Origin of the sequence: Klebsiella sp. OBRC7 (assembly GCF_000293135.1) — a bacterium.
GTDB classification, from domain to species: domain Bacteria; phylum Pseudomonadota; class Gammaproteobacteria; order Enterobacterales; family Enterobacteriaceae; genus Klebsiella; species Klebsiella michiganensis.
Genome location: NZ_ALNJ01000010.1, coordinates 20,473 through 44,252, shown reverse-complemented (window position 1 = coordinate 44,252; position 23,780 = coordinate 20,473). Strand labels below are relative to the sequence as shown.

Genomic DNA, 23,780 nt, shown 5'->3' with positions numbered 1-23,780 from the left:
TCATGGAGTTGTTATTGACCTCTATACAGGCGGGTGATTATACGGCGTTCGCCGGAGCTATGCTGTATTTTTGTTAAATTAGCGTGAAAGAACGCTGAAATTTAGTTTTCACCCGCAATGATTTCGCGATCGTACCGGGCTTTTGTTATGCTTGCAGCTAGTAGCATTGGAAAGAGTCATTATGCAAGCCTGGTACTTACTTTATTGCAAACGTGGGCAACTTGAACGTGCCCAGGAACACCTTGAACGGCAGGCCGTCAATTGCCTGATGCCAACGATCGAGCTGGAAAAAATCGTCCGCGGTAAACGCACGACGGTCAGCGAGCCCCTGTTCCCAAATTATCTGTTTATCGAGTTCGACCCGGAAGTGATTCATACCACTACCATCAGCGCTACGCGCGGCGTGAACAGTTTTGTGCGTTTCGGCGCGCTGCCCGCTATCGTGCCATCTGCCGTCATTCATCAGCTGTCCATCTACAAACCGGAAGGCATTACCGATCCTGAAACGCCGCACGAAGGCGACAGCGTGCTGATTACCGATGGCGCTTTTGAGGGTCTGCAGGCTATTTTTACCGAACCGGACGGCGAAGCCCGCTCGATGCTGCTGCTGAATCTGCTTAACAAGCAGGTGCTCCAGAGCGTTAAAAACACTGACTTTTATAAAATCTGACGGCGCTTAAAAACCCACGCCAAAAAGTCTTCTGACGTTAGCATCAGTCACGTCTTCCAGCCATTGCGCCTCCTCCCCACGCCATTGCGCGATACGGGTCAGAATATGCGGCAGGTAGGCGGGCTCATTGCGGCGGGAAGCGGGTTTTGGCAGCATATCTCGCGGCAACAGGTACGGCGCATCGGTCTCAATCAGCAGGCGCTCTGCCGGAATATCGACCAGCAGCTCTCGCAGCTCCAGCCCCCGACGCTCATCGCATACCCAGCCGGTGATGCCAATAAATAAACCGTGCTCCACGCATTCGCGCATCTCTTCGCGGCTACCGGTAAAACAATGCACAACGGCCCCCGGGAGCTTATCAAGCCAGGGTAACAGCAGGGCCAGGAAGCGCTCGTGCGCATCGCGGCAGTGCAGAAATACCGGCATCGACAGCTCCGCGGCCAGCGCCAACTGAGCGCTAAACGCCGCTTCTTGCTCCTGAGGCGTCGAAAAATTGCGGTTGAAATCCAGCCCGCACTCACCCACCGCAACGACTTCCGGCTCGCGAGCCAGCGCATAGACCGCTGCCGCCGCCGAGTCCGTCCAGCTGCGACTGTCGTGAGGATGAACGCCGGCCGTTGACCAGCACCCGGAATAACGGCGCGCCAGCTGCTGCGCCTGCGCGCTTTCATGCAGGTTGGTTCCCGTCAACAGCATCCCGCTGACGCCCGCCGCCCGGGCCCGGGAAACCACCTCGTCGCGATCGCGAGAAAACTGCGAACTGGTCAGATTTACGCCGATATCAAACATCATCGCTCCCATACGGCAACCGCCCTGGCGGGCGGTTGAGCGTTATTCTTCTTTGCCCTGCGCCTCTTCGGCAGCGGCATCCTCATCACGCGTCAGGCGTTTACCGGTGTAGAACCGCGCGAAGAAGACCCCGACCTCAAACAGACAGTACATCGGAATCGCCAGCAGGGTTTGCGAGAACACGTCCGGCGGGGTCAGCAACATCCCGACAACGAATGCGCCAACCAGTACATAGGGACGTTTCTTACGCAGGTCGTCCGGCGTGGTGACGCCCATCCAGCACAGCAGGACGATGGCCACCGGAACCTCGAATGAGACGCCAAAGGCGATAAACAGCGCCATCACAAAGTCGAGGTAGCTGCGAATATCGGTAGAGACCTGTACGCCTTCCGGCGCCGCGTGGGTCAGAAAACCAAACGCCAGCGGGAAAACGACGAAGTAGGCAAAGGCCATGCCGATATAGAACAGCAGCGTACTGGAGACCAGCAGCGGCATAACCAGCCGACGTTCATGCTTATACAGCGCTGGCGCCACAAAGGCCCAGACCTGATACAAAATGACCGGAACCGACAAAATTATCGATACCATAAAGGTCAGCTTGATCGGCGTGAAGAAAGGCGAGGCCACATCCGTGGCGATCATGGTCGCACCAACCGGCATCTGCCGAATCAACGGCGCGGAAACCAGCTGATAGATATCGTTGGCGAAATAGACTAACGCCAGGAAAATCACCAGAATCGCAAGAATGCTGTTGATCAAGCGCTTGCGCAGCTCAATCAGATGCGTAATTAGCGGTTGAGTATCGTCTACGCCCATTTTTACTGTTTATCACTCGGTACAGGAGAGGAGGAATCGGAAGCCGACACGGCAGCTTTCACTTTCATCGCCGGGATTTCACTCTGCGAAGCGGGGAGTTCTTCAGACACGGAGTCAGGCGCATGCTCTGGCGCACTGGCCTGATGTTCAGCCGTCGCCGGCGTCACGTCCCTGCGCTGCTCTTCACTCCCTTTTACAACCGGGTTGTGAATGGTATTGGCTTCATCGCTGGCTTTTTCAGGATCGTGGGCGGAGTAGGATCGCTTCATAGATTCAGCCGCTTCACGCAGCTCATCCATTGAAGCTTTTAGCTCGGGCGTCAGGTTGTCCAGGCTGGCCTTTTCCACCTTTTTAAGGCTTTCCTGAAACTCCTGCAGTTTTAATTCCTGGGTAATTTCATTTTGTACGGTAGCCGCAAGCGACCGCAGCGTGCGGATCCAGCTCACCACCGTCTTTACCGCTACCGGTAGTCGCTGTGGCCCCAGAACGATGAGGCCAATCACGAATACCAGCAGCAGCTCACTAAAACCGATATCGAACACGAATTACACCTGCTCTTTGTCGTGGCGTTTAGTCTCGTCTTTCTTTGCATCATCCGGTTTATCAGCAAGGGTCTTCGCCGCAAAATCTGCATCCGGCGCGGATTTTTCCGGTTTCTCTTCGTCGCTCATGGCCTTTTTAAAGCCTTTGATCGACGCCCCTAAATCTGAACCGAGCGAGCTCAGCTTTTTTGTCCCAAAAAGCAGAACCACGATGACGACAACAATGAGTAACTGCCAAATACTGATACCACCCATACACATTCCCCTATGACAGATGATGAATTATTAGGACGCATTATACACATTATGCGCAGTGATAAAGGCGGCCGCCGTCAGTTCGTCTTTCGCCAGCCGATAAGCCAGGTTACGACCCCTGCGGCCATCAGCCAGCCTGGCATCATGCCCCACTCGGGACGATGAATGAAAAGCAGCGTACCACTCAGTAATAAAACCGCGCCTATACCGAACAGATAGCGGGACTGACCCTGGCGCACGTGCCGCACCTGGATGTCGCGCACGATGGTATCGACGCTATTCTGCAGCTGCTTGCTTTGCTGCAGGCTCTGGTACACCAGCTCAGGTATTTCCGGCATTCTTTCGATCCAGAACGGCGCTTTTTCTTTAAACGCCCGCACCAGAGCCGGAATGCCCACCTGATCTTTGATCCACGACTCAAGAAACGGTTTCGCCGTTTTCCACAAGTCTAACTGAGGATAGAGCTGGCGACCTACACCTTCTACGTAAAGTAATGTCTTCTGCAGCAGAACCAGCTGCGGCTGCACTTCCATATTGAAACGTCGCGCCGTATTAAACAGGTTCAACAACACGTGGCCAAACGAGATTTCCGCCAGCGGTTTTTCAAAGATAGGCTCGCAGACGGTACGAATAGCAAACTCGAACTCTTCAACATTGGTATCCGCGGGAACCCAGCCGGAATCAACGTGCAGCTCCGCAACTTTGCGATAATCGCGGTTGAAGAAGGCAATGAAGTTCTCCGCCAGATAGCGCTTATCTTCTTTGTTCAGCGAACCGACGATACCGCAGTCAATACCAATGTACTGCGGATCTTCCGGATGGTTACGGCTGACAAAAATATTGCCCGGATGCATGTCAGCATGGAAGAAGCTGTCGCGGAAAACCTGCGTAAAGAACACCTGCACGCCACGCTCGGCCAGCAGCTTCATGTTAGTCCCCTGCGCTTCCAGCGCGGCGACGTCGGACACCGGGATCCCGTAAATCCGCTCCATTACCATCATGCCTTCGCTACAGTAGTCCGAATAAACTTCCGGGACATAAAGCATTGGGCTCTCGTCGAAGTTGCGGCGAAGCTGGATAGCGTTAGCCGATTCACGCAGCAGGTTGAGCTCATCCAGCAGCGTTTTTTCATATTCGCGAACCACTTCCTGCGGGCGAAGGCGACGGCCGTCCGGTAACAGACGCGGCACCCAGCGGGCAAGACGGTAGATGAGCTTCATATCCGCTTTGATAACCGGCACGATATCCGGGCGGATCACCTTAATGACCACCTCTTTGCCGTTCTCTTTCAGACGCGCGGTATGCACCTGGGCAATAGAAGCGGAAGCGAGCGGTTCAACAGAGAAGTCATCAAACCAGGCTTCTACCGGCAGGCCGCCCATGGCTTGCTCAATCTGCTTTTTGGCCTGCAGACCGTCAAAGGGCGCGACGCGATCCTGCAGCATGGCCAGCTGATCGGCAATGTGCGGCGGAAACAGGTCGCGACGGGTCGAAAGCATCTGGCCAAACTTGATCCACACTGGCCCAAGCTCCTGTAATGCGAGGCGCAGTCGCTCGCCAAGAGGACGATCTTTATGGCGATTGGGCATCCAGAACAGCATCCGCCGCCAGATTCGCAGCGGCAGCGTGATACGCATTTTGGGAATGAGCTCATCAAGCCCGTAGCTCAAAAAGGTGTGGACGATAAAATACAGGCGCCGTAATTCTCCTGGCGTCATTTGCCCTCCAGCGTGTCCAGCCGTTTTTCCAGCGCGGCCAGGGTTCGTTCTACCGCAGCGGTTTCCTCTGCAAACCAGGCCAGCTCCAGCGGCCCCGGCGCCAGGCGCCACTCTTCGGTAATCGCTTCCGCGACATAGCGCTGCTGGCGTTGAGCGCCATGCAGAAGAAAGCGAGCACCGCCGCGGAATACTTTACTAAAGCCTTCCGCAACCACATCACCGGTATACGGGGCGAGCAGTTCAGCCGGATCGAACTCTGCCAGATCGCACAGCGTGACGGTATTTTGCACCACCTGCAGGTCGCCCTGCACTTCAAGATCGCCGCTGCGAATCAGCGCGGTAAGCTGCTGGCGATTGCGCAATTGCGGAAGCACGCTAAGGCGGGTACGTACGGTGCAGTCAGCCTCACCTTCCCACGCGCCCAGCACGTCCAGCTGACGTTCGCTAAAAACCAGCACCACAGGATCGGAAAACTCTTGCAGCTCGATGCGCAGCACTTTCCCCAGCAGGCGCTGGCGCGCGGGTTTCAGCGCCCGATCGCGCCAGAGGAAGGTGTTAAGGACCGTCTCAAGACCGGCGGTAACCAGTGGTTTGAAAGGCATAGGGACCCTCCTGTCAGAACTTATATCCGCGGTGTAGCGCAACGATGCCTGCCGTCAGGTTGTAGTAGTCGACGCTTTCAAACCCTGCGTCCTGCATCATGCCTTTCAGCGTGTCCTGATCGGGATGCATTCGAATAGATTCAGCAAGATAACGATAACTTTCGGCATCTTTAGCAACCAGCTCACCCACGCGCGGCAGGATATGGAAGGAATAGGCGTCGTAGGCTTTACTGAGCGGCTCAATAATCGGTTTTGAGAATTCCAGCACCAGCAGGCGGCCGCCCGGCTTTAATACGCGATACATTGAGCGCAGCGCTTTTTCTTTGTCGGTCACGTTACGCAGACCGAAAGAAATCGTAATGCAATCAAAGGTATTGTCCGCAAAAGGCAGCGCTTCAGCGTTTGCCTGGACGTATTCTACGTTGCCGACAATACCAATGTTACGCAGCTTTTCGCGGCCCATTTTCAGCATAGAGTCGTTGATGTCCGCCAGCATCACGCGGCCGGTTTCACCCACCAGGCGAGAGAATTTCGCCGTCAGATCGCCGGTACCACCAGCCAGATCCAATACGGTTTGCCCGCGGCGGACGCCGCTGCAGTCGATGGTGAAACGCTTCCACAAACGATGAATACCGAACGACATCAGGTCGTTCATTACGTCATATTTTGCGGCCACAGAATGAAATACATGCGCCACCATGTCAGCTTTCTGCTCTTTGGCGACAGTCTGAAAGCCAAAATGCGTCGTTTCTTGTGAATCCTCAACCATCTCAATGCCTGCTTGCTTATCAAGAAAATGTTCGTTGAGTGTAACAGGTTTAGCGCACTTCCCATACGCTTCAACGTGGCCGGGAGCCGCCCCCAAACATGGCAGTTGCCGTAGGATCGGATGAAATATCGTTATCTTCCGGCGGGTTACCCCCCTGCGCAAGGCGGTATTCTTCATCCTGGGCCGTCGCCTGTTCAACTAACTCAGGATTAATCTCACGCTTAACCTCGACGCCCAGTTCACGGAATGATTCCGCCTGTACCAGCAGGTTACCTCGTCCGGAGGCGAGCTTTTTCATCGCCTGACGGTAGTTATCCTGGGCTTTATCCAGGCCCTGTCCGATGGCGGACATATCATCGACAAACAGGCGCATCTTGTCATACAGCCGCCCCGCTCTTTCGGCAATTTTCTGCGCGTTACGGCTCTGATGCTCATAGCGCCAGAGATTGGCGATCGTACGCAGCGCCACCAGCAGCGTGGTTGGGCTCACCAGCATGATGTTGTTCTTCAGCGCTTCGCTAATGAGTTCAGGCTGACGATCGATAGCCAGCAGGAAGGCGGGCTCCACCGGGATAAACATCAGAACGTAGTCGAGCGAACGCAGCCCCGGCAGTTGCTGGTAGTCTTTACGCCCCAGCAGGCGCATATGGTTGCGTACCGAAGCGATATGCTCCTGCAGCGCCGCTTCACGGGTGTAATCATCTTCGGCGTTGAAATAGCGCTCATAGGCCACCAGGGTCATCTTGGCATCGATCACCACGTCTTTCCCCTGCGGTAAACGGACAATCACATCGGGCTGCATCCGCGAGCGGTTGTCCGTTTCGATGCTGACCTGGGTCTGATATTCATATCCTTCCCGCAGTCCGGACGCTTCCAGCACGCGGGTCAACACCACCTCACCCCAGTTGCCCTGGGTTTTGTTATCGCCTTTGAGCGCGCGAGTCAGGTTCAGCGCCTCCTGGGCCATTTGTGCATTCAGCTGCTGAAGATTGCGGATTTCATGAGCCAGAGTATGGCGCTCCCGCGCTTCCTGGCCAAAGCTATCCTGCACCTGCCGACGAAAGCCATCCAGTTGTTCGCGAAGCGGCGTCAGCAGGCCGTGCAGGCTCTGGCGATTCTGCTCATCCACCCGCCGGTTGCTGTGCTCAAAAATACGGTTCGCCAGATTCTCAAACTGTTCGCTAAGACGCTGCTCGCTGTTCACCATCTGGCGAATTTTGTCTTCCGCATGCAGCTGAGTGGATTCAAGGCGGGTGGTCACTTCGCGAAGATCGGCTTCCAGCGAGGCGTTGATATCGCGCAGGCTGCGCAGTTCGTTATTGAGCAGTTCACACTCTTCTCGCCAGTGTGACTCCTGCACCAGACGTTGGCGGGCCGCGCTCAGCTCAATATCCAGTTCGCGCCGCTCATCGATAAGATCGGCGCGAATTTGATCGGCGTGCGCTTTGGTCGCCAGCCAGCCGACAATCAGCCCGACGGCCAGCGCCACAACGGCACTAATAATAATTGAGATATCCACAACGCCCCCTGCGGCAACGACTTACGGCACAAAATAGAATTGTGCTGTACAAACGTCCAGTTTGAAAGGGTTTTCCTGCGAGGCGCTACGCAAAAAAGAAGGGCCGGAGAGTCCGACCCCTGGCAGAAGAAAGGGTAACTACAGCAGGCGGCGCGCCGCTTCCACGACAATTTTCACCGCGTGGCTTTCGGTTTGCTTCATGGTTTCCGCGTTCGGAATTTCCTGCTGGGTACGGTTGACGATAACTCCGGCAACCATCCCGGCGCGCAGGCCCTGGCTGGCGCACATCGTCAGCAGCGTGGCGGATTCCATTTCATAGTTCATCACGCCCATCGCCTGCCACTCTTCCATCGAGCCTTTAAAACGGCTCACAACGCGGCCGGAGAAGGTATCGTAACGTTCCTGGCCCGGATAGAAGGTGTCGGAAGAGGCGGTGACACCAATATGGGTGGTCGCACCGATAGACTTCGCCGCTTCAACCAGCGCGGTAGTACATTCAAAGTCAGCCACCGCCGGGAACTCCATTGGTGCAAAGTGCAGGCTTGCGCCGTCCAGACGGACGGACGCGGTCGTCACCAGAACGTCGCCGACATTAATATGTGGCTGAATGGCGCCGGTGGTACCGATGCGCAGGAAGGTACGGATGCCCAGCTGGGCCAGTTCTTCCACGGCGATAGAGGTCGATGGGCCGCCGATACCGGTAGAGCAGACAATCACTGCTTTACCATCCAGCTCAGCGCGCCAGGTGGTGAATTCACGGTGAGATGCCAGCTTAACCGGCTTATCCATCAGCGCGGCGATCTTTTCCACACGCTCCGGATCGCCAGGGACGATAGCCAGCGTAGCCCCTTGTAAATCGTTTTTGGTGAGGCCGAGATGAAAAACATCAGACTTGGACATAAAAAACTCCTCTGTGGGTCGAATTATCAGCAGAAGCAAAACGGTACTTTACAGAAGCTGTCGGCTCAATTTTGTGACTACAATCACCATGAATGAAATTCATTGCAATAACTTTCCATAAAAGAGTGATATACATCACATTAACAAGCTAAATCGCAGAAGCCTGAACAAAAGATAGCCTGTTTCGGGCACTGTGTTTGGTTAACGTCCTGTCCAGAGCAGCTATAGTTATTGATGCGCTAATAAATTGAGGGTACGGAGAATACCATGACGACAATTAAGCAAACCGGCTTTGCACCTGCAGCCACGCCGCACGCCTCAACTGCCGTTCACACATCAGATGAGAACATCGTCTCCGGGGAGACATCCATCCCTTCACAGGGAGATAACATGCCGGCGTTCCATGCTCGCCCGCGCGGCGTCGACGGTCCGCTGCCGGTCGTTATCGTGGTCCAGGAAATTTTCGGCGTGCATGAACATATCCGCGATATCTGCCGCCGTCTGGCAAAGGAGGGGTATCTGGCTATCGCACCGGAGCTCTACTTCCGCCAGGGCGATCCTAATGATTACAGCGACATCCCTTCTTTGTTCCAGGGACTGGTCAAAAAGGTGCCGGATTCTCAGGTGCTGGCCGACCTCGATCACGTGGCCAGCTGGGCCTACCGCCACGGCGGCGATGCCCATCGCTTGCTGATTACCGGCTTCTGCTGGGGCGGGCGTATTACCTGGCTGTACGCTGCGCATAATCCGCAGTTAAAAGCCGCCGTCGCCTGGTACGGCAAGCTGGTTGGCGAGAAAACGCTGAATTCGCCGAAGCATCCGGTCGATATTGCCGTCGATCTTAACGCGCCGGTGTTAGGGCTTTATGGCGCGAAAGACGACAGCATCCCGCAGGACACGGTGGAAACGATGCGTCAGGCGCTGCGGGCGGCCAACGCCACGGCGGAAATCGTGGTTTACCCGCACGCCGACCACGCTTTTAATGCCGACTATCGCGCCAGCTATCATGAAGAATCGGCAAAAGACGGCTGGCAGCGGATGCTGGCCTGGTTTGCGCAGTATGGCGGTAAGCGCGGTTAACGATCAGCTATTGCCGATATGGCGGCTCACCATCCCGGCAATAGTACCGTCCGCTATCCAGGAAGAGAGGCGGCGGCAAATAAATTCATAGTGCTGCGTCGCGTTGCGCGGTACGCATATCGCCTGGTGTATCTGGCTAAAGCTGTCGGGCAGAACGCGAAACTGCGGATTCTCCTGCGCGGCTTTCTCCAGAGGCTGGCGAATACCGGCCACCCAATCGCCTTCGCCGTTGATGAACGCCTGAATAGCCTCCTGTGAGGTGGCGTACTGGCGCATCGTCGCATGCTGCAGCGTGCGAATCAGATACAGCTCGTAGGCTGCGCCTTTGCCCACGTTAATCACCGCACCTGCGTGGTCCATCTCCTGCACCGATTGAATCTGGCTCTCTTTTTTCACCATCAGCGAGCTTTCGATAGTGACGTATGACGGCGTAAAGCGAAGCTTATCTTCCCGCGCCGGGTCGATAGCCAGAAAGGCGATATCCCATTGATCCTGCAGCGACGCGTCCACTACCTGCCCGGCCGTCGGCCAGGTCACAAACCGCGCTTCGCGCTGGCTCTCTGCCGCCAGTTTCTTTGCCAGCTCGACGGTGATCCCCCCCGGCGCCCCATCCGGCAGCAGTGTCGTAAGCACCGGATTACCCAGATTAATGGCAAAACGCAGATACCCTTTTTGATCGTGGTGTTCAATCATCTTTCACCTCAGGAGAGTTATCATAGCTTCGGTTCAGGGAACGCTTAACTGTAGTCAAAGACATCCGTCCTGAGCAACCGCCGGGAGCGGGTGAACGTTGTCCAGACGCTGCCGCCTCACGCCGAACAGCTCTTCACATTCGGTTTTGCCAGCAAAGAGAAGAAACCAAAAAAGGAGGCCGGGGCCTCCCACAAGTGTGATTTATATTACGCCTGGCGCAGATTTTGCGCGGCCTTGACCATGTTGGCCAGCGCGGCACGCGTTTCCGTCCAGCCGCGGGTTTTCAGGCCGCAGTCCGGGTTCACCCACAGGCGCTCTGCCGGGATACGCTGCGCGGCTTTTTCCAGCAGCGCTTCAATCCACTCCACGCTCGGCACGTTCGGGGAGTGAATGTCGTACACGCCCGGCCCGATTTCATTCGGGTAGTCGAACGCTTCGAACGACTCCAGCAGCTCCATATCAGAGCGCGAGGTTTCGATGGTAATCACGTCCGCATCCAACGCGGCGATGGAATCCATGATGTCGTTGAACTCGCAATAGCACATATGGGTGTGGATCTGCGTGTCGTCTTTCGCCACCGCGGCATTGATACGGAAAGCTTCCACCCCCCATGCCAGATACGCATCCCAGTCGCTACGCTTCAGCGGCAGGCCTTCACGCAGGGCCGGTTCGTCGATCTGGATGATACCGATACCGGCGGCTTCCAGATCCGCCACTTCATCGCGCAGCGCGAGGGCTATCTGTTTCGCAATCGTTTCACGAGAGACGTCCTCACGCGGGAAGGACCAGCAAAGAATGGTCACCGGGCCGGTCAGCATGCCTTTTACCGGTTTGTCGGTCAGGGACTGAGCGTATTTTGCCCACTCGACGGTGATCGCCTCCGGGCGGCTGATATCGCCGATGACCACCGGCGGTTTGACGCAGCGGGAGCCGTAGCTCTGTACCCAGCCGTTCTGCGTGAAAATAAAGCCGTCCAGGTGTTCGCCGAAGTATTCCACCATATCGTTACGCTCGGCTTCACCGTGTACCAGCACGTCCAGCCCCAGTCGCTCCTGCTCAACGATCGCCTGCTTAATGTGTTCGGCGATGCCGGTGCGGTAGCGGTTAGCGTCGAGATTGCCCTTTTTGAAGTCCAGACGCAGGCCGCGGATCTCGGTGGTCTGGGGGAAAGAGCCGATGGTGGTGGTTGGCCAGGCCGGCAGCTTAAAGCGGGCGCGCTGCGCTTCGGCGCGAACTTCGTAGACGCTTTGGCGCTGGCTGTCCTGAGCGGTAATGGCCGCCAGACGCTTCTCTACCGCAGCGTTGTGCACGCGGGTTGACTGGCGACGTGCCTGGATCGGCGCGCTCCAGTCAGCAATCGCCGCGGTGTCGCCGCTGTTCAGCGCATCGCGCAGCAGCGCCAGCTCCCGGCATTTTTGCAGGGCGAAGGCAAACCAGCTCTTCACTTCGGCATCGAGCCGCGTTTCCACGTTCAGATCGATCGGGCTGTGCAGCAGGGAGCAGGAAGAGGCTACCCACAGTTCACGTTTGCCGACGATATCTTTAACCTGCGCGTATTTCTCGCTCAGGTCGGCGCGCCAGACGTTGCGGCCATTGATCAGCCCCGCGGAGAGCAGCCAGTCGGCAGGCAGGCGCTTATGCAGTTCGGCGACATCATCCTGGCCGTGGACCAGATCCACATGCAGGCCCTGTACTGGCAGTGCGGTGATGGTGTCGAGGTTATCGGTAATGCCTTCAAAGTAGGTAGTCAGCAGCAGCTTAAGCTGACCGCTAAGGGCCGCGTAAGCCGGTTTGAAGGCGTCCAGCCACGCCTGCGGCAGCTCGAGCACCAGCGCCGGTTCATCAATCTGCACCCACTCAACGCCGCGTTTTGCCAGTTCAGTCAGCACCTGCTGGTAAACAGGCAGAATATCGTTCAGCAGGCTCAGGCGGTCGAACGGCTCGCCTTTTACCTTACCGAGCCACAGGTAAGTGACCGGCCCCAGCAGAACAGGTTTCACCTTGTGGCCCAGCGCCAGCGCTTCGTCCACCTCATCCAGCAGCTGGGTCCAGCTCAGTTTGAACCGCTGGCCCTTCACAAATTCCGGCACTATGTAGTGGTAGTTAGTGTTAAACCATTTGGTCATTTCCGCCGCCGCGGCCGGTTCGCCGGTCGGCGCGCGGCCGCGGCCTATGCGAAAAAGGGTATCGATATCAACGGAGCCGTCTTTGTTCTGATGACGAGCCGGCACGTTGCCAAGCCACAGGCTGGTGGTCAGAACATGGTCGTACCAGGCGAAATCGCCCACCGGTAGCAGGTCAATGCCCGCCTGCTTCTGTTGTTCCCAGTGGCGAGCGCGCAGTTCGCGGCCAACGGCCAGCAGTTCTTCGCGGCTGGTATTGCCCGCCCAGTAGCTTTCTTGCGCTTTCTTCAGCTCGCGGCGCAGGCCAACGCGAGGGAAACCGAGGGTGTGGTTAATAATTGTCATTTTTTGAGCCTCATAATTGCAATCCGAAAGATTTCGGATTTAGGGAGGGCGGCAAACTTGCTCATCCCCAGGAGCTTACTGAAGTAAGTGAGTGGGGTGAGGAAGTGCAGCCAACGCACCATAAATTCGAAAGATAAAGGATTTAGACGTCCAGATGTTTACACTTCTATATTTGGCAGTTACTGTATATTCCTCAAGCGCAAATTATTCATGCCGAAGTGAAGGACTTTCATGATCGAAATTAAACACCTGAAAACGCTCCAGGCGTTGCGGAATAGCGGTTCTCTGGCAGGCGCGGCGGCGGCCCTGCACCAGACCCAATCCGCCTTGTCCCACCAGTTCAGCGATCTGGAACAGCGCCTCGGCTTCCGTCTGTTTGTACGTAAAAGTCAGCCGCTGCGCTTTACGCCGCAGGGAGAGATCCTGCTGCAGCTGGCCAATCAGGTCCTGCCGCAAATCAGCCGCGCCCTGCAGGATTGCAATGAGCCGCAGCAAACCCGGCTGCGTATCGCCATCGAATGCCACAGCTGTATTCAGTGGCTCACTCCGGCGCTGGAGAGTTTCCGCGCCCGCTGGCCGCATGTGGAGGTGGACTTTCAGTCCGGGGTGATCTTCGACCCGCAGCCGGGCCTGCAGCAGGGCGAGCTGGATCTGGTGATGACCTCCGATATCCTGCCGCGCAGCGGACTGCACTATTCGCCAATGTTTGATTTCGAAGTGCGCCTGGTGATGGCGCCGGATCATCCGCTGGCGACAAAGGCGCGCATCGCGCCCGAGGATTTAGCGACTGAAATGCTGCTGATTTATCCGGTCCAGCGCGCACGTCTGGATATCTGGCGCCACTTCCTGCAGCCTGCCGGGATTAGCCCGCAGCTGAAGAGCGTCGACAATACGCTGCTGTTAATTCAGATGGTGGCGGCGCGAATGGGCATCGCCGCCCTGCCGCACTGGGTCGTGGAAAGCTTTGAGCGCCAGGGTCTGGTGGTCACCAAAACCCTGGGCGAAGGACTGTGGAGCCGACTGTACGCCGCGGTGCGCGACGGCGAGCAGCGTCAGCCGGTCACCGAAGCGTTTATTCGCTCAGCGCGGAATCACGCTTGCGACCATTTGCCGTTTGTGCGGAGTGCGGAGCGACCCAGCGTCGATGGACCCATAGCGAGGCCAGGATCACCAGAGCGCCAATAATAAAGCTCGGCCAGCGGGGCTGCGTCTGCCAGATGGCCAGGTTCACCAGCAGCCCGGCGGGCACGTGCATATTGTTCATGATGCCGAGCGTACCGGCATCGACCTGGGTGGCGCCGTAGTTCCACATAAAGTAACCAATCCCGGATGCCGCCACGCCAAGAAAGGCCAGGATGCCCCACTGTAGCGAAGTTTCCGGCATTTTCTGCGCGTTACCCAGCATCGACCAGGCAACCGCCGCCACCAGAAACGCCCCGATGTAGAACCAGGCGAAGGCGTTATGCTGCGGCATCGGACGCGTTTCCATCAGGCGCTTGTATCCCACCATGCCAATCGCGAAGCTGATGTTGGAGAGTTGAACCAGGATCAAACCGGTCCAGAAATGGTTGGTCACCTGGTCATAACGGATGATGCCCGCGCCGATTACCGCCAGCAGAGCGCTGCAGGCGTAGCCCCAGCGCAGGCGACGGCGGCTCATCACATCGTAAATCAGCGTGATATAGAGCGGCGTCAGGACGGTAAACAGCAGAAGCTCAGATACCGTCAGGTACAGATAGGCCTGGAAACTCAGCATATACATAATGCCGAGCTGCATCGCCCCCACCAGCATATACAGGCCGATGGTTGACAGGCTCTGCCCGCGGGTGCGCAGGAAGGGCAAAAACACCAGCGCCGCCAGGCCAACGCGCGCCAGCACAGCAAAATAGCTATCGACGTGGCCTGCCAGGTATTCGCCATACAGGCTAAAGGAAAAGGCCCACAGAATGGTGGTGATAATCAGTAGCGCCACAATGAATGTCTCATAGAGTAAAGAACACGCATTGTAGCGAAGTGACAGGTTGACGACTGCTCATTAATCAAACAATCGTCAATCTTTTTTAGTCAAGATAGAGTTTACGCAGGTAGTGGGGAACGGCGTCATCGACGTTGCTGCCAATCACTTCCAGCTCAGGATGCAGGTCTTTCAGCCGCTGGTGCGCGTTGGCCATAATGCAGCCCTTGCCCGCCATCGACAGCATTTCCGCATCGTTCATACCGTCGCCGAAGGCGATACACTCTTTCAGGCTATAGCCGAGCATTTTCGCCACGGCCTCCAGCGCATGCCCTTTCGACACGCCGCCCGCCATCACTTCGAGGCAGGTAACGGTAGAGAAGCTCACGTTCACCCGATCGCCCCAGCGGGCGTTGATCGCCTGCTCCAGCGGCAGCAGATGCTCATGCTTATCGCAGGTGAAAAAGACTTTGCTGATCCCTTCAGGATCCAGCTCGCCCGGCTCGTACAGCTTGTAGTTAAACACCGCCTCTTTGAAGAAGCGCATCTCTTCCGGACGATGGCGATTCATATACCACTCATCTTCACGATAGACGTTGGTCACAATCGCCGCATCGTTACGCATCATTTCGAACAGGTCGGCGGCGATATCGCGGTCAAGGTTGTGGGCGAAGATCTGCTTCCCTTCGCTATCGTGCACGCGAGCGCCGTTCGAGGTGATCATATAGGATTTAATGCCGAGATTATCGCGAATTTGCCCAACATCGATGTAGTGGCGGCCGGTCGCGAACACGAAGTTGATACCGCGAGCGGTAAGCAGCTTCAGCGTCTCTTTGGCGTAGGGAGTTAAGCAGTGATCGGGAGAAAGCAGCGTGCCATCTAAATCAGACGCAACAACCTGGTACATAAAAATTTTAACCTCTAAGCAGGGCGACGAGCGTTTCGCCGGATTAAGTGTGTCGACCAAAAAAATCGACGATAGCGTTTAGCGCGACCGAGCGCATTGCGTCCTTTTCAAAAAGGATCTCATGGTATGCCCCTTCTATGACAAACGGCTTATCCCCTTCACAGGGATGACCGCCAGCGGCGCGAAGTTCACAGTAGCGATCGTGCATACGGTTATCGACCACCCGTTCTTCTTCCGCCTGGAGCAATAATGTTGGCGTGACGTCTTTCTCCGCACCGGCCAACACCTCTTCGCCGGCGAGGATCCCCTCGCGCACCCAGTGGAACGTCGGCCCGCCGACCCGCAGCTGCGGCTCATCGGCGTAAAAGCGCAGGTTGCGGCGATAGCGTTGACGGCTGTGCGTCAGTACGTTAACCGCAAAGGGCAGCGCCCGCCAGCGGCCGGTACCGAGGGCATACTCTTCACGAATGCGCTGATGGCCCTCAGCCCAATCGAGAATATGGCGCACCATCCAGTCAGGCAGGCGCATAACGATGCCGAACATCGGCGCACAGAGCGCCATCGCGTCGCAATGCTGGTGGTAGCGCTGCAAAAATAGCGTCGCAATGGCGCCGCCCATGGAGTGTGCCAGTATAAACCGTTTCCGCCAGCGTCCGGGCGCCACTTGCTGCTGCCAGAACGCGGCGAGATCGTCGACGTAATCGCTGAAATTAACGACGTGCCCGCGGTGGGTATCTGAAAGCATGCGTCCGGAGCGCCCCTGGCCGCGATGATCGATAATCATCACGTCAAAACCGCTGCGGAAAAGATCGTAAGCCAGTTCGGCGTACTTAACGTAGCTTTCAATGCGACCCGGACAAATAACCACGACCCGGTCATGACTTTTGGCGCAGAAGCGAACAAAGCGCACCGGAACGTTATCCACGCCCGTAAATTCAGCCTCTTCCCGCTGACGCCAGAAATCGGTCAGTGGCCCCATGGTAAAGGCCGCAAACGCGTTTTCTCGTGTTTCCCAGTCCTTTTGCTGCAAAAACATCGGGCTTACACCCCTGATAACCGCTGAAAATCGTTTTTTTATCGTGCATCACACAATGCTTACACAATAGCGTATTGTGGCATAAAAACAGACAATCAGGGAGTTTCTCATGACGTTCGAGTGGTGGTTTGCCTATCTGCTGACATCTCTTATTCTCAGCCTGTCGCCGGGATCCGGGGCGATAAATACCATGACCACCTCAATTAACCACGGTTATCGCGGCGCGGCGGCTTCTATTGCCGGGCTACAGACCGGACTCGGCATTCATATCGTGCTGGTGGGCGTTGGCCTGGGTACGCTTTTTTCCCGTTCGCTGTTGGCCTTTGAAATCCTGAAATGGGCGGGCGCCGCTTATCTTATCTGGCTCGGCATTCAGCAGTGGCGAGCCGCGGGTTCTCTCGATCTGAATATCCTTGCGCAAGCGCAGAGCCGCGGCAAACTCTTTAAGCGCGCGGTGTTCGTCAACCTGACCAACCCAAAAAGCATCGTGTTCCTTGCCGCGCTCTTCCCGCAGTTTATCGTGCCGCACCAGCCCCAGGTGATGCAGTACCTCGTGCTCGGCGTCACCACCATCGTTGTCGATATTATCGTGATGATTGGCTACGCCACGCTGGCTCAGCGCATCGCCGCGTGGATCAAGGGGCCGAAACAGATGAAAGCGCTAAACAAGGTTTTTGGATCGCTGTTTATGCTGGTCGGCGCCCTGCTGGCCTCCGCGCGCCACGCGTGATGTACAGATAAACAGCAAATTACCGTACTGATAAAATATATGGCCCGCCCATAACCCTTGGGCGGGCCGCAGAACGCTTAGCGCGAAATAATCAGGTGAATACCAAACCCGGCAAATAGAGTACCGGCAATGCCGTCTATCCACTTCGCCATCCGCTGATAGCCGCGGCGCATGCCCGGTAGGGCGAACAGGCTGGCGACCACCGTAAACCAGGCCAGCGTCTCCAGAACAATCAGCAGGAAAATCCCCCAGCGCGCGCCGGAACTGACGCTGTCGCCGACAAACAGCGAGAACACGGAGCCAAAATAGATAATCGCTTTTGGGTTCGCCAGATTAGTCAGCAGCCCTTTCAGGAAGCTCCGGCCGCTGCGCGCCAGTTCGACCTGAGGCTCTACCGCCGCTGCCGCTTCGCTTTTTTTCAACGCGCCGCGCAGCATCTGGAAGCCCATCCAGCACAGATACAGACCGCCGCCGACCATAATAATGGTATGCAGCCAGGCCATCTTCTCGATAATCAGGTTCAGGCCGAGCAGCGCTACGCCCGCCCATACCATTACTCCGCAGGTGATCCCCAGCACGCCCATCATCGCCTCTTTGCGGGAGCGGCTAACGGCGGTTTGTGAAACAAAGAAGAAGTCCGGGCCAGGACTCATCAGCGCAATGATATGCACCAGCGCCACGGTGAAAAAAAGCGTCAACATAATTAACTCGCAGGGAAATAGTCAGGACGAAAACTATATTTACACTTTTTCGTCTGGCTGACTACTCATCATCGCCATCCACGTGCGCGCGGATCAGGGCCATAAACTCTTTACCAAAACGCTCGAGCTTACGCGTGCCAACGCCGTTGACGCTGAGCATCTCTCCGGCCGTCAGCGGCGTTTGCTCGGCCATTTCAATTAGCGTCGCATCGTTAAACACCACGTAGGGCGGGATATTCTCTTCGTCGGCAATCGCCTTACGCAGTTTGCGCAGCTTGGCGAACAGCTTGCGATCGTAATTACCGCCAAAGGATTTCTGCATCGCTTTCGGCTTCAGCGCCACAATACGCGGCACGGCAAGCTGTAGCGTCACGTCGCCGCGCAGAACCGGACGCGCGGCCTCGGTAAGCTGTAGCGCAGAGTGCTGGGCTATATTCTGCGTAACCAGGCCTAAATGAATAAGCTGACGGATAACGCTGACCCAATGCTCGTGACTCTGTTCGCGCCCAATGCCGTAGACCGGCAGCTTGTCGTGCCCCATATCGCGAATACGCTGGTTATTGGCGCCGCGCAGCACTTCCACCACGTAGCCCATACCAAAGCGCTGGTTGACGCGGTAAATCGTCGACAGCGCCTTACGCGCGTCCATTAAACCGTCGTACTGTTTCGGCGGGTCGAGGCAGATATCACAGTTGCCGCAGGGCTCCTGGCGCCCTTCGCCAAAGTAGTTGAGCAGCACCAGACGGCGGCAGGTTTGCGCTTCGGCAAAGGCCCCCATCGCGTTGAGCTTATGGCGTTCAATGTCCTGCAGCGGCCCGGCGGGTTTCTCCTCAAGGCAGCGTCTGAGCCACGCCATATCCGCCGGATCGTAAAACAGCATCGCCTCGGCAGGCAGCCCATCGCGCCCGGCGCGGCCGGTCTCCTGGTAATAGGATTCAATATTGCGGGGGATATCGAAATGCACCACAAAACGGACGTTCGGTTTGTTGATACCCATACCGAAGGCTACCGTAGCCACCACGATTTGCAGGTCGTCGCGCTGGAATTTCTCCTGCACGTCGGCGCGGATATGGTTTTCCAGACCGGCGTGATAGGCCGCGGCGCTGATACCGCGGCTTTGCAGGCGAGCGGCGGTGTCTTCCACTTTTGAGCGGCTATTGCAGTAGATAATGCCCGACTTACCGCGCTGGTCCTGCACGTAGCGCATCAGCTGATCCAGCGGCTTAAACTTCTCCATCAGCATATAGCGGATGTTGGGTCGGTCGAAGCTGCTGACCTGAATGAGCGGGTCGTTTAGATCCAGCAGGCGAACAATGTCGCGACGCGTCGTGTCATCGGCGGTGGCGGTCAGCGCCATAAACGGGATTTGCGGTATCCGCTGGCGCAGTTGCCCTAACGCGGCGTATTCCGGACGGAAATCGTGCCCCCACTGGGAAATACAGTGCGCCTCGTCCACTGCCACCATCGACAGATTCCAGTGCGTAAGATGCTCAAGGAAGTTATCCAGCATCAGGCGCTCCGGGGCGATATACAGCAGGCGAATCTGCCCGCTGCGGCAGCCGGCCATCACCTCCTGCTGCTGCTCCCGGCTCTGGGTTGAGTTCAGGCACGCCGCCGCCACGCCGTTAGCCAGCAGCTGATCGACCTGGTCCTTCATCAAGGAAATAAGCGGCGACACCACGACGGTGAGACCGCCCAGTACCAGCGCCGGAACCTGATAACACAGCGACTTGCCGCCGCCTGTTGGCATCACCACCAGGCAATCGCGCCCGGCCAACGCCGTATCGATAATGGTTTCCTGGCCCGGGCGAAACTGCTGGTAGCCGAAGGTCTCTTGTAAAACCTGCTTAGCCAGCGATTCCTGATTCAATACTTCCGCCTGCGCCACGTTGACCCCATATGCCTGAAAAGAAAACAGGCGCTATTTTCAGCGCCTGAGAGCCAGAGTGCAACGATTAAAACAGATCGTTGAGCATCAGCCCGACGCCGACGCGGGTCTGATTGAAGTTATAATCGATGAGCGACTCGCCATAACCGCTATAGACCTGAGTATAGACGCGCACGTGTTTGGTGATCGGATAGCTCACCCCAAGCTCGGCGCCGCCGTAGCCGGTATTCCAGTTATATTGCCCCTGGGCGCTGAGGATGGCGTCGCCCAGTTGATAGCCCACTTTCAGCCGGTAATACCCCATATATTTGGTGATATCCGGGTTATCGTCGGTGCTGCCAATCACGTACCAGGGCTTCACCTCAACCAGCCAGTTGCCGTTTTGCGCCATCAGCCGGGTATAGAGGCGGTTCCAGCTGCGGGAGGTGGGATCGGAACGGCCGTTAGAGTCGTGGTTATAACCCATCTCAACGTCGCGCAGCGTCCAGCCGGCGAACGAGTAATCGGTCGCAAACCCGAGGAACAGCTGCGGCTCATAGTTGGTTTCGCGAAACGGCGCGGACTCTTTGCTATTGGAGAGCTGCCACCAGGATTTTTGCGTATAAGAAGCGCCCAGCAGCGAATTCTCGCCGAGGATCCCTCGCCACAGCGGAAACGCCAGGCTGAGCTGGAACTTCACTTCATCTTTACGCGCATTTTCGGCCCAGTCGTAGCTACGAATCGCTTCTTTATTGAGATCGCTGGTCCACGTATAGAGCAGATAGTTGCTCTCGTAGGGATAGAGCAGGAACGGATTATCATGGTCCTGTAACAGATTGGCGATAATGCTCCCGCGAACGACCGGAGCGTCGTGGACCTGTTTATTCACCGGCGCGTCCTGCGCCAGAACGCCGGCCGGAAGCGCAACAAGCGCCAGCAGGCAGGCCAAAGAGATACGCATTGCTGTTCTCCTGGATGGATATTTATTATTTCTGTTTAACCCAGGCAGCATTCTACCTATTTATGCGGCATCTGACCTGTTATCCGTTCTTAAAGTAGAAATCAATATTTTAGAAGCATAAAATCAACATTTCATTAACTTATGGAAGTGTTGTTATGTCTGAACTGACCGCCGCCGCCGCCCTGAAGCTGGTGGGAGAGATCTTCGTCTACCATATGCCGTTTAATCGTGCCTTAGGGCTGGAGCTGGAGCGCTATGAAAAGGAGTTTGCCCAACTGAGTTTCAACAATCAGCCGATGATGGTGGGCAACTGGGCGCAGAGCATTTTACATGGCGGCGTGATCGCCTCAGCGCTGGACGTCGCTGCGGGGCTGGTATGCGTCGGCAGCACGCTGACTCGCCACGACACCATCAATGAAGAAGAGCTGCGCCAGCGCCTGTCGCGGATGGGCACTATCGATCTGCGCGTCGACTACCTGCGTCCGGGCCGCGGGGAACGCTTTACCGCCACCAGCAGCCTGCTGCGCGCCGGTAATAAAGTGGCGGTGGCCCGCGTCGAGCTGCATAACGAAGAGCAGGTATATATCGCCAGCGCCACGGCGACGTATATGGTGGGTTGATCGGCCTAAATCGAGTAACATCTCTCTCTTTGGCAATGGATTTGTACCGATGGACGCTAAACAAACGCGGGTGGGGATTCTTCTGGCCCTGGCCGCCTATTTTATCTGGGGTATCGCGCCGGCGTACTTCAAGCTTATCTACTATGTTCCCGCCGATGAAATTCTGACTCACCGCGTGATCTGGTCCTTCTTCTTCATGGTCGCGCTGATCAGCATCAGCCGTCAGTGGCCGCAGGTCAAAAGGCTGCTGAAAACGCCGAAAAAGGTGTTCCTGCTGGCGCTCTCTGCGGTGCTGGTGGGCGGCAACTGGCTGCTGTTTATCTGGGCGGTGAATAACCATCATATGCTGGAAGCCAGCCTGGGCTATTTTATCAATCCGCTGGTGAATATTCTGCTGGGGATGATCTTCCTCGGGGAGCGCTTTCGCCGGATGCAGTGGCTGGCGGTGCTGCTGGCCGCCTGCGGCGTGCTGGTACAGCTCTGGACCTTCGGCTCGCTGCCGATTATCGCCCTGGGTCTGGCCTTCAGCTTCGCTTTTTACGGCCTGCTGCGTAAAAAGATCGCCGTGGATGCGCAAACCGGGATGCTGTTTGAGACGCTCTGGCTGCTGCCGGTCGCTGCGATTTATCTGTTTGGTATTGCCGATAGCCCGACCAGCCACATGGGGCAGAATTCGTGGTCGCTGAACCTGCTGCTGATGGCGGCGGGCGTGGTGACCACCATCCCGCTGCTGTGCTTTACCGGCGCGGCAACCCGCCTGCGCCTCTCCACGCTGGGCTTTTTCCAGTATATCGGCCCGACGCTGATGTTCCTGCTGGCGGTGACCTTCTACGGCGAAGTGCCGGGCGCGGATAAGATGGTGACCTTCGCCTTTATCTGGGTGGCGCTGGCGATTTTCGTGATGGATGCGGTTTACACAATACGCCGGACGCGTAGGGCATAGAGCCAAACTGATACGCAAAAAAGGAGCCGAAGCTCCTTTTTTTTACAGCCAGTTTTTACGCTTAAAGTACAGATACGGCGCCAGGCCGGCGAGCATCATAAAGACAATCGCGCCGGGATAGCCAAAGCTCCAGTGCAGCTCGGGCATAAACTCAAAGTTCATCCCATAGCTGGATGCCACCAGCGTCGGCGGCAGGAACACCACGGAGACCACCGAGAAGATTTTAATGATGCGGTTCTGCTCGATGTTGATAAAGCCCATCGCCGCCTGCATCAGGAAGTTAACCTTCTGGAACAGCGATTCGTTGTGCGGCAGCAGGGATTCGATATCGCGCAGGATCTCACGCGCCTGCTCCAGCTGGCCTGCCGGCAGACGGGCTTTACGCACGAGGAAGTTCAGCGCGCGCTGGGTATCCATCAGACACAGGCGAACTTTCCAGCCGATATCTTCCTGCTCCGCCAGCGTCGAGAGCGCCTCGTCGTAGTCGTCCCCCTGACGGCCTTCCATGATCACCCGGCTGAGCTTTTCCAGGTCGCTATAGATGTTTTCAATTTCATCCGCCAGCTGCTCGATTTTGGTTTCGAACAGGTCCAGCAGCAGCTCGTAAGCGTTGCCGTCCACCATCGACTGGCTGCGGGCGCGCATGCGATACAGGCGGAAAGCGGGCAGCTCCCGTTCGCGCAGGGTGAACAGACGCCCTTCGCGGATAGTAAACGCTACGGTAGAGTTACCGGCGTGATCCTCTGCATCTTCAAAAAAGAAAAATGAGTGGATATGCAGGCCGTCTTCATCCTCAAAGAAACGCGCTGACGCTTCGATGTCCTCCAGCTCCGGGCGCGTCGCCAGGTTCTGGCCCAATTCCGTTTGCACGCGGCTTCGTTCATCGTCGTCAGGCTCGACCAGATCGACCCACACCGAACTGGCGAGGTGCTTGATCTCGTCGGCTTCAAGACGCGTTAAACGATTGTTTTCCAGTTGAAATGCGCTCAGCATGACCGGGACTCCCAATGCAAAAAATTATCGGACAGTTCGGTGGGCACACAGAAACAATTTGGGTTTCAGACCATTAAGCCTGACTCAGAGCGACGGGAATAGAACGGGTCGCCGACAACCGCTAAGGCTATCAGCATAAGAGGATAGCCTTAGGAGTTGTTCCTGATGGGCAGGAAATTGAGCCAGCATCTACTGGGTGTGTCCAAGGCGAATGTCCTCTTAGCGTAATCGTGCGCGCATGTTACGC

At 56.7% G+C, this 23,780-nt stretch carries 25 protein-coding genes; 6 read left to right on the top strand and 19 right to left on the bottom strand.

The annotated features are described in order from the left end of the window. The first annotated feature begins 181 nt into the window (after window positions 1-181). Window positions 182-670 (top strand): transcription/translation regulatory transformer protein RfaH, encoded by a 489-nt coding sequence (rfaH, locus tag HMPREF1144_RS02175; protein ID WP_004097595.1) that lies wholly within the window; start codon window positions 182-184, stop codon window positions 668-670. A gap of 6 nt (window positions 671-676) precedes the next feature. Here the strand turns inward: rfaH and tatD are convergent, their stop codons facing one another. From tatD to udp, 9 genes are all read right to left on the bottom strand, one after another. Beyond that, entirely contained in the window at window positions 677-1,471 is a 795-nt protein-coding gene (gene tatD, locus HMPREF1144_RS02170; RefSeq protein ID WP_009651721.1) for a 3'-5' ssDNA/RNA exonuclease TatD, read from the bottom strand. Between the two features lie 30 nt (window positions 1,472-1,501). Next, window positions 1,502-2,275: a Sec-independent protein translocase subunit TatC gene (gene tatC, locus HMPREF1144_RS02165; protein ID WP_004097593.1), complete on the bottom strand. Its 774-nt coding sequence runs from the start codon at window positions 2,273-2,275 to the stop codon at window positions 1,502-1,504. A 2-nt stretch (window positions 2,276-2,277) separates the two neighbouring features. Further along, window positions 2,278-2,817 (bottom strand): Sec-independent protein translocase protein TatB, encoded by a 540-nt coding sequence (gene tatB, locus HMPREF1144_RS02160; RefSeq protein ID WP_009651722.1) that lies wholly within the window; start codon window positions 2,815-2,817, stop codon window positions 2,278-2,280. A gap of 3 nt (window positions 2,818-2,820) precedes the next feature. Continuing rightward, window positions 2,821-3,072, bottom strand: coding sequence for a Sec-independent protein translocase subunit TatA (tatA, locus tag HMPREF1144_RS02155; protein WP_004097589.1), 252 nt, complete (start codon window positions 3,070-3,072; stop codon window positions 2,821-2,823). A gap of 77 nt (window positions 3,073-3,149) precedes the next feature. Further along, entirely contained in the window at window positions 3,150-4,790 is a 1,641-nt protein-coding gene (gene ubiB, locus HMPREF1144_RS02150) for a ubiquinone biosynthesis regulatory protein kinase UbiB (protein ID WP_009651715.1), read from the bottom strand. Further along, the gene (gene ubiJ, locus HMPREF1144_RS02145) at window positions 4,787-5,392 is read right to left on the bottom strand and encodes a ubiquinone biosynthesis protein UbiJ (protein ID WP_004097586.1); all 606 of its coding nucleotides are present in this window, start codon (window positions 5,390-5,392) and stop codon (window positions 4,787-4,789) included. The genes ubiB and ubiJ overlap by 4 nt, the downstream gene beginning before the upstream one ends. Window positions 5,393-5,405: 13 nt before the next feature. Continuing rightward, window positions 5,406-6,161 carry a bifunctional demethylmenaquinone methyltransferase/2-methoxy-6-polyprenyl-1,4-benzoquinol methylase UbiE gene (gene ubiE, locus HMPREF1144_RS02140; RefSeq protein ID WP_004097585.1) on the bottom strand — a complete coding sequence of 252 codons (756 nt, stop codon included), beginning with the start codon at window positions 6,159-6,161 and terminating at the stop codon, window positions 5,406-5,408. Window positions 6,162-6,231: 70 nt separating this feature from the next. Then, window positions 6,232-7,680 carry a DNA recombination protein RmuC gene (gene rmuC / locus HMPREF1144_RS02135; protein WP_009651716.1) on the bottom strand — a complete coding sequence of 483 codons (1,449 nt, stop codon included), beginning with the start codon at window positions 7,678-7,680 and terminating at the stop codon, window positions 6,232-6,234. 138 nt (window positions 7,681-7,818) lie between these two features. Then, a complete protein-coding gene (gene udp, locus HMPREF1144_RS02130; protein WP_004097583.1) occupies window positions 7,819-8,580 on the bottom strand; it encodes a uridine phosphorylase in 762 nt (253 codons plus the stop codon). A gap of 267 nt (window positions 8,581-8,847) precedes the next feature. On the opposite strand from udp, the gene HMPREF1144_RS02125 reads away from it, so the two are divergent. Then, entirely contained in the window at window positions 8,848-9,660 is an 813-nt protein-coding gene (locus HMPREF1144_RS02125; RefSeq protein ID WP_004097582.1) for a dienelactone hydrolase family protein, read from the top strand. A 3-nt stretch (window positions 9,661-9,663) separates the two neighbouring features. Here HMPREF1144_RS02125 and HMPREF1144_RS02120 read toward each other — a convergent pair whose 3' ends face one another. Continuing rightward, window positions 9,664-10,353 (bottom strand): transporter substrate-binding domain-containing protein, encoded by a 690-nt coding sequence (locus HMPREF1144_RS02120; RefSeq protein ID WP_009651710.1) that lies wholly within the window; start codon window positions 10,351-10,353, stop codon window positions 9,664-9,666. A 206-nt stretch (window positions 10,354-10,559) separates the two neighbouring features. Next, complete coding sequence (gene metE / locus HMPREF1144_RS02115; RefSeq protein WP_009651709.1) at window positions 10,560-12,821, bottom strand: 5-methyltetrahydropteroyltriglutamate--homocysteine S-methyltransferase; 2,262 nt, start codon at window positions 12,819-12,821, stop codon at window positions 10,560-10,562. 231 nt (window positions 12,822-13,052) lie between these two features. On the opposite strand from metE, the gene metR reads away from it, so the two are divergent. After that, window positions 13,053-14,006 carry an HTH-type transcriptional regulator MetR gene (metR, locus tag HMPREF1144_RS02110; protein WP_004097578.1) on the top strand — a complete coding sequence of 318 codons (954 nt, stop codon included), beginning with the start codon at window positions 13,053-13,055 and terminating at the stop codon, window positions 14,004-14,006. Here metR and HMPREF1144_RS02105 read toward each other — a convergent pair. The 3 genes from HMPREF1144_RS02105 to pldB all read right to left on the bottom strand — a co-directional run bounded on the left by HMPREF1144_RS02105 (window position 13,894) and on the right by pldB (window position 16,718). Continuing rightward, on the bottom strand, window positions 13,894-14,793 hold the full coding sequence (locus HMPREF1144_RS02105; protein WP_004097576.1) for a carboxylate/amino acid/amine transporter: 900 nt from the start codon (window positions 14,791-14,793) through the stop codon (window positions 13,894-13,896). The two genes, metR and HMPREF1144_RS02105, sit on opposite strands and share 113 nt — an antisense overlap. A gap of 88 nt (window positions 14,794-14,881) precedes the next feature. After that, the gene (yigL, locus tag HMPREF1144_RS02100; RefSeq protein WP_004097575.1) at window positions 14,882-15,682 is read right to left on the bottom strand and encodes a sugar/pyridoxal phosphate phosphatase YigL; all 801 of its coding nucleotides are present in this window, start codon (window positions 15,680-15,682) and stop codon (window positions 14,882-14,884) included. 43 nt (window positions 15,683-15,725) lie between these two features. Then, complete coding sequence (pldB, locus tag HMPREF1144_RS02095; protein ID WP_004097574.1) at window positions 15,726-16,718, bottom strand: lysophospholipase L2; 993 nt, start codon at window positions 16,716-16,718, stop codon at window positions 15,726-15,728. Between the two features lie 109 nt (window positions 16,719-16,827). Between pldB and rhtB the strand changes: the two genes are divergently transcribed. Beyond that, window positions 16,828-17,448, top strand: a complete 621-nt coding sequence (gene rhtB, locus HMPREF1144_RS02090) for a homoserine/homoserine lactone efflux protein (RefSeq protein ID WP_004097572.1) — start codon at window positions 16,828-16,830, stop codon at window positions 17,446-17,448. Window positions 17,449-17,525: 77 nt separating this feature from the next. Here rhtB and rhtC read toward each other — a convergent pair whose 3' ends face one another. The 3 genes from rhtC to pldA form a co-directional block, all read right to left on the bottom strand. Next, the gene (rhtC, locus tag HMPREF1144_RS02085) at window positions 17,526-18,149 is read right to left on the bottom strand and encodes a threonine export protein RhtC (protein ID WP_004097571.1); all 624 of its coding nucleotides are present in this window, start codon (window positions 18,147-18,149) and stop codon (window positions 17,526-17,528) included. Window positions 18,150-18,210: 61 nt separating this feature from the next. After that, on the bottom strand, window positions 18,211-20,037 hold the full coding sequence (gene recQ, locus HMPREF1144_RS02080; protein WP_004097570.1) for an ATP-dependent DNA helicase RecQ: 1,827 nt from the start codon (window positions 20,035-20,037) through the stop codon (window positions 18,211-18,213). A 67-nt stretch (window positions 20,038-20,104) separates the two neighbouring features. Further along, the gene (gene pldA / locus HMPREF1144_RS02075) at window positions 20,105-20,977 is read right to left on the bottom strand and encodes a phospholipase A (RefSeq protein ID WP_004097569.1); all 873 of its coding nucleotides are present in this window, start codon (window positions 20,975-20,977) and stop codon (window positions 20,105-20,107) included. A gap of 155 nt (window positions 20,978-21,132) precedes the next feature. Here pldA and yigI point away from each other — a divergent pair, with 155 nt between their 5' ends. Both yigI and rarD read left to right on the top strand, forming a co-directional pair. Next, a complete protein-coding gene (yigI, locus tag HMPREF1144_RS02070) occupies window positions 21,133-21,597 on the top strand; it encodes an acyl-CoA thioesterase YigI (protein ID WP_004097567.1) in 465 nt (154 codons plus the stop codon). A gap of 49 nt (window positions 21,598-21,646) precedes the next feature. Then, window positions 21,647-22,540 (top strand): EamA family transporter RarD, encoded by an 894-nt coding sequence (gene rarD, locus HMPREF1144_RS02065; RefSeq protein ID WP_004097566.1) that lies wholly within the window; start codon window positions 21,647-21,649, stop codon window positions 22,538-22,540. Between the two features lie 42 nt (window positions 22,541-22,582). Here rarD and corA read toward each other — a convergent pair whose 3' ends face one another. Further along, window positions 22,583-23,533, bottom strand: a complete 951-nt coding sequence (corA, locus tag HMPREF1144_RS02060; protein WP_004097564.1) for a magnesium/cobalt transporter CorA — start codon at window positions 23,531-23,533, stop codon at window positions 22,583-22,585. A gap of 149 nt (window positions 23,534-23,682) precedes the next feature. After that, complete coding sequence (ysgD, locus tag HMPREF1144_RS33960; protein WP_349817343.1) at window positions 23,683-23,739, bottom strand: YsgD/CorL family protein; 57 nt, start codon at window positions 23,737-23,739, stop codon at window positions 23,683-23,685. Window positions 23,740-23,780: the final 41 nt, after the last annotated feature.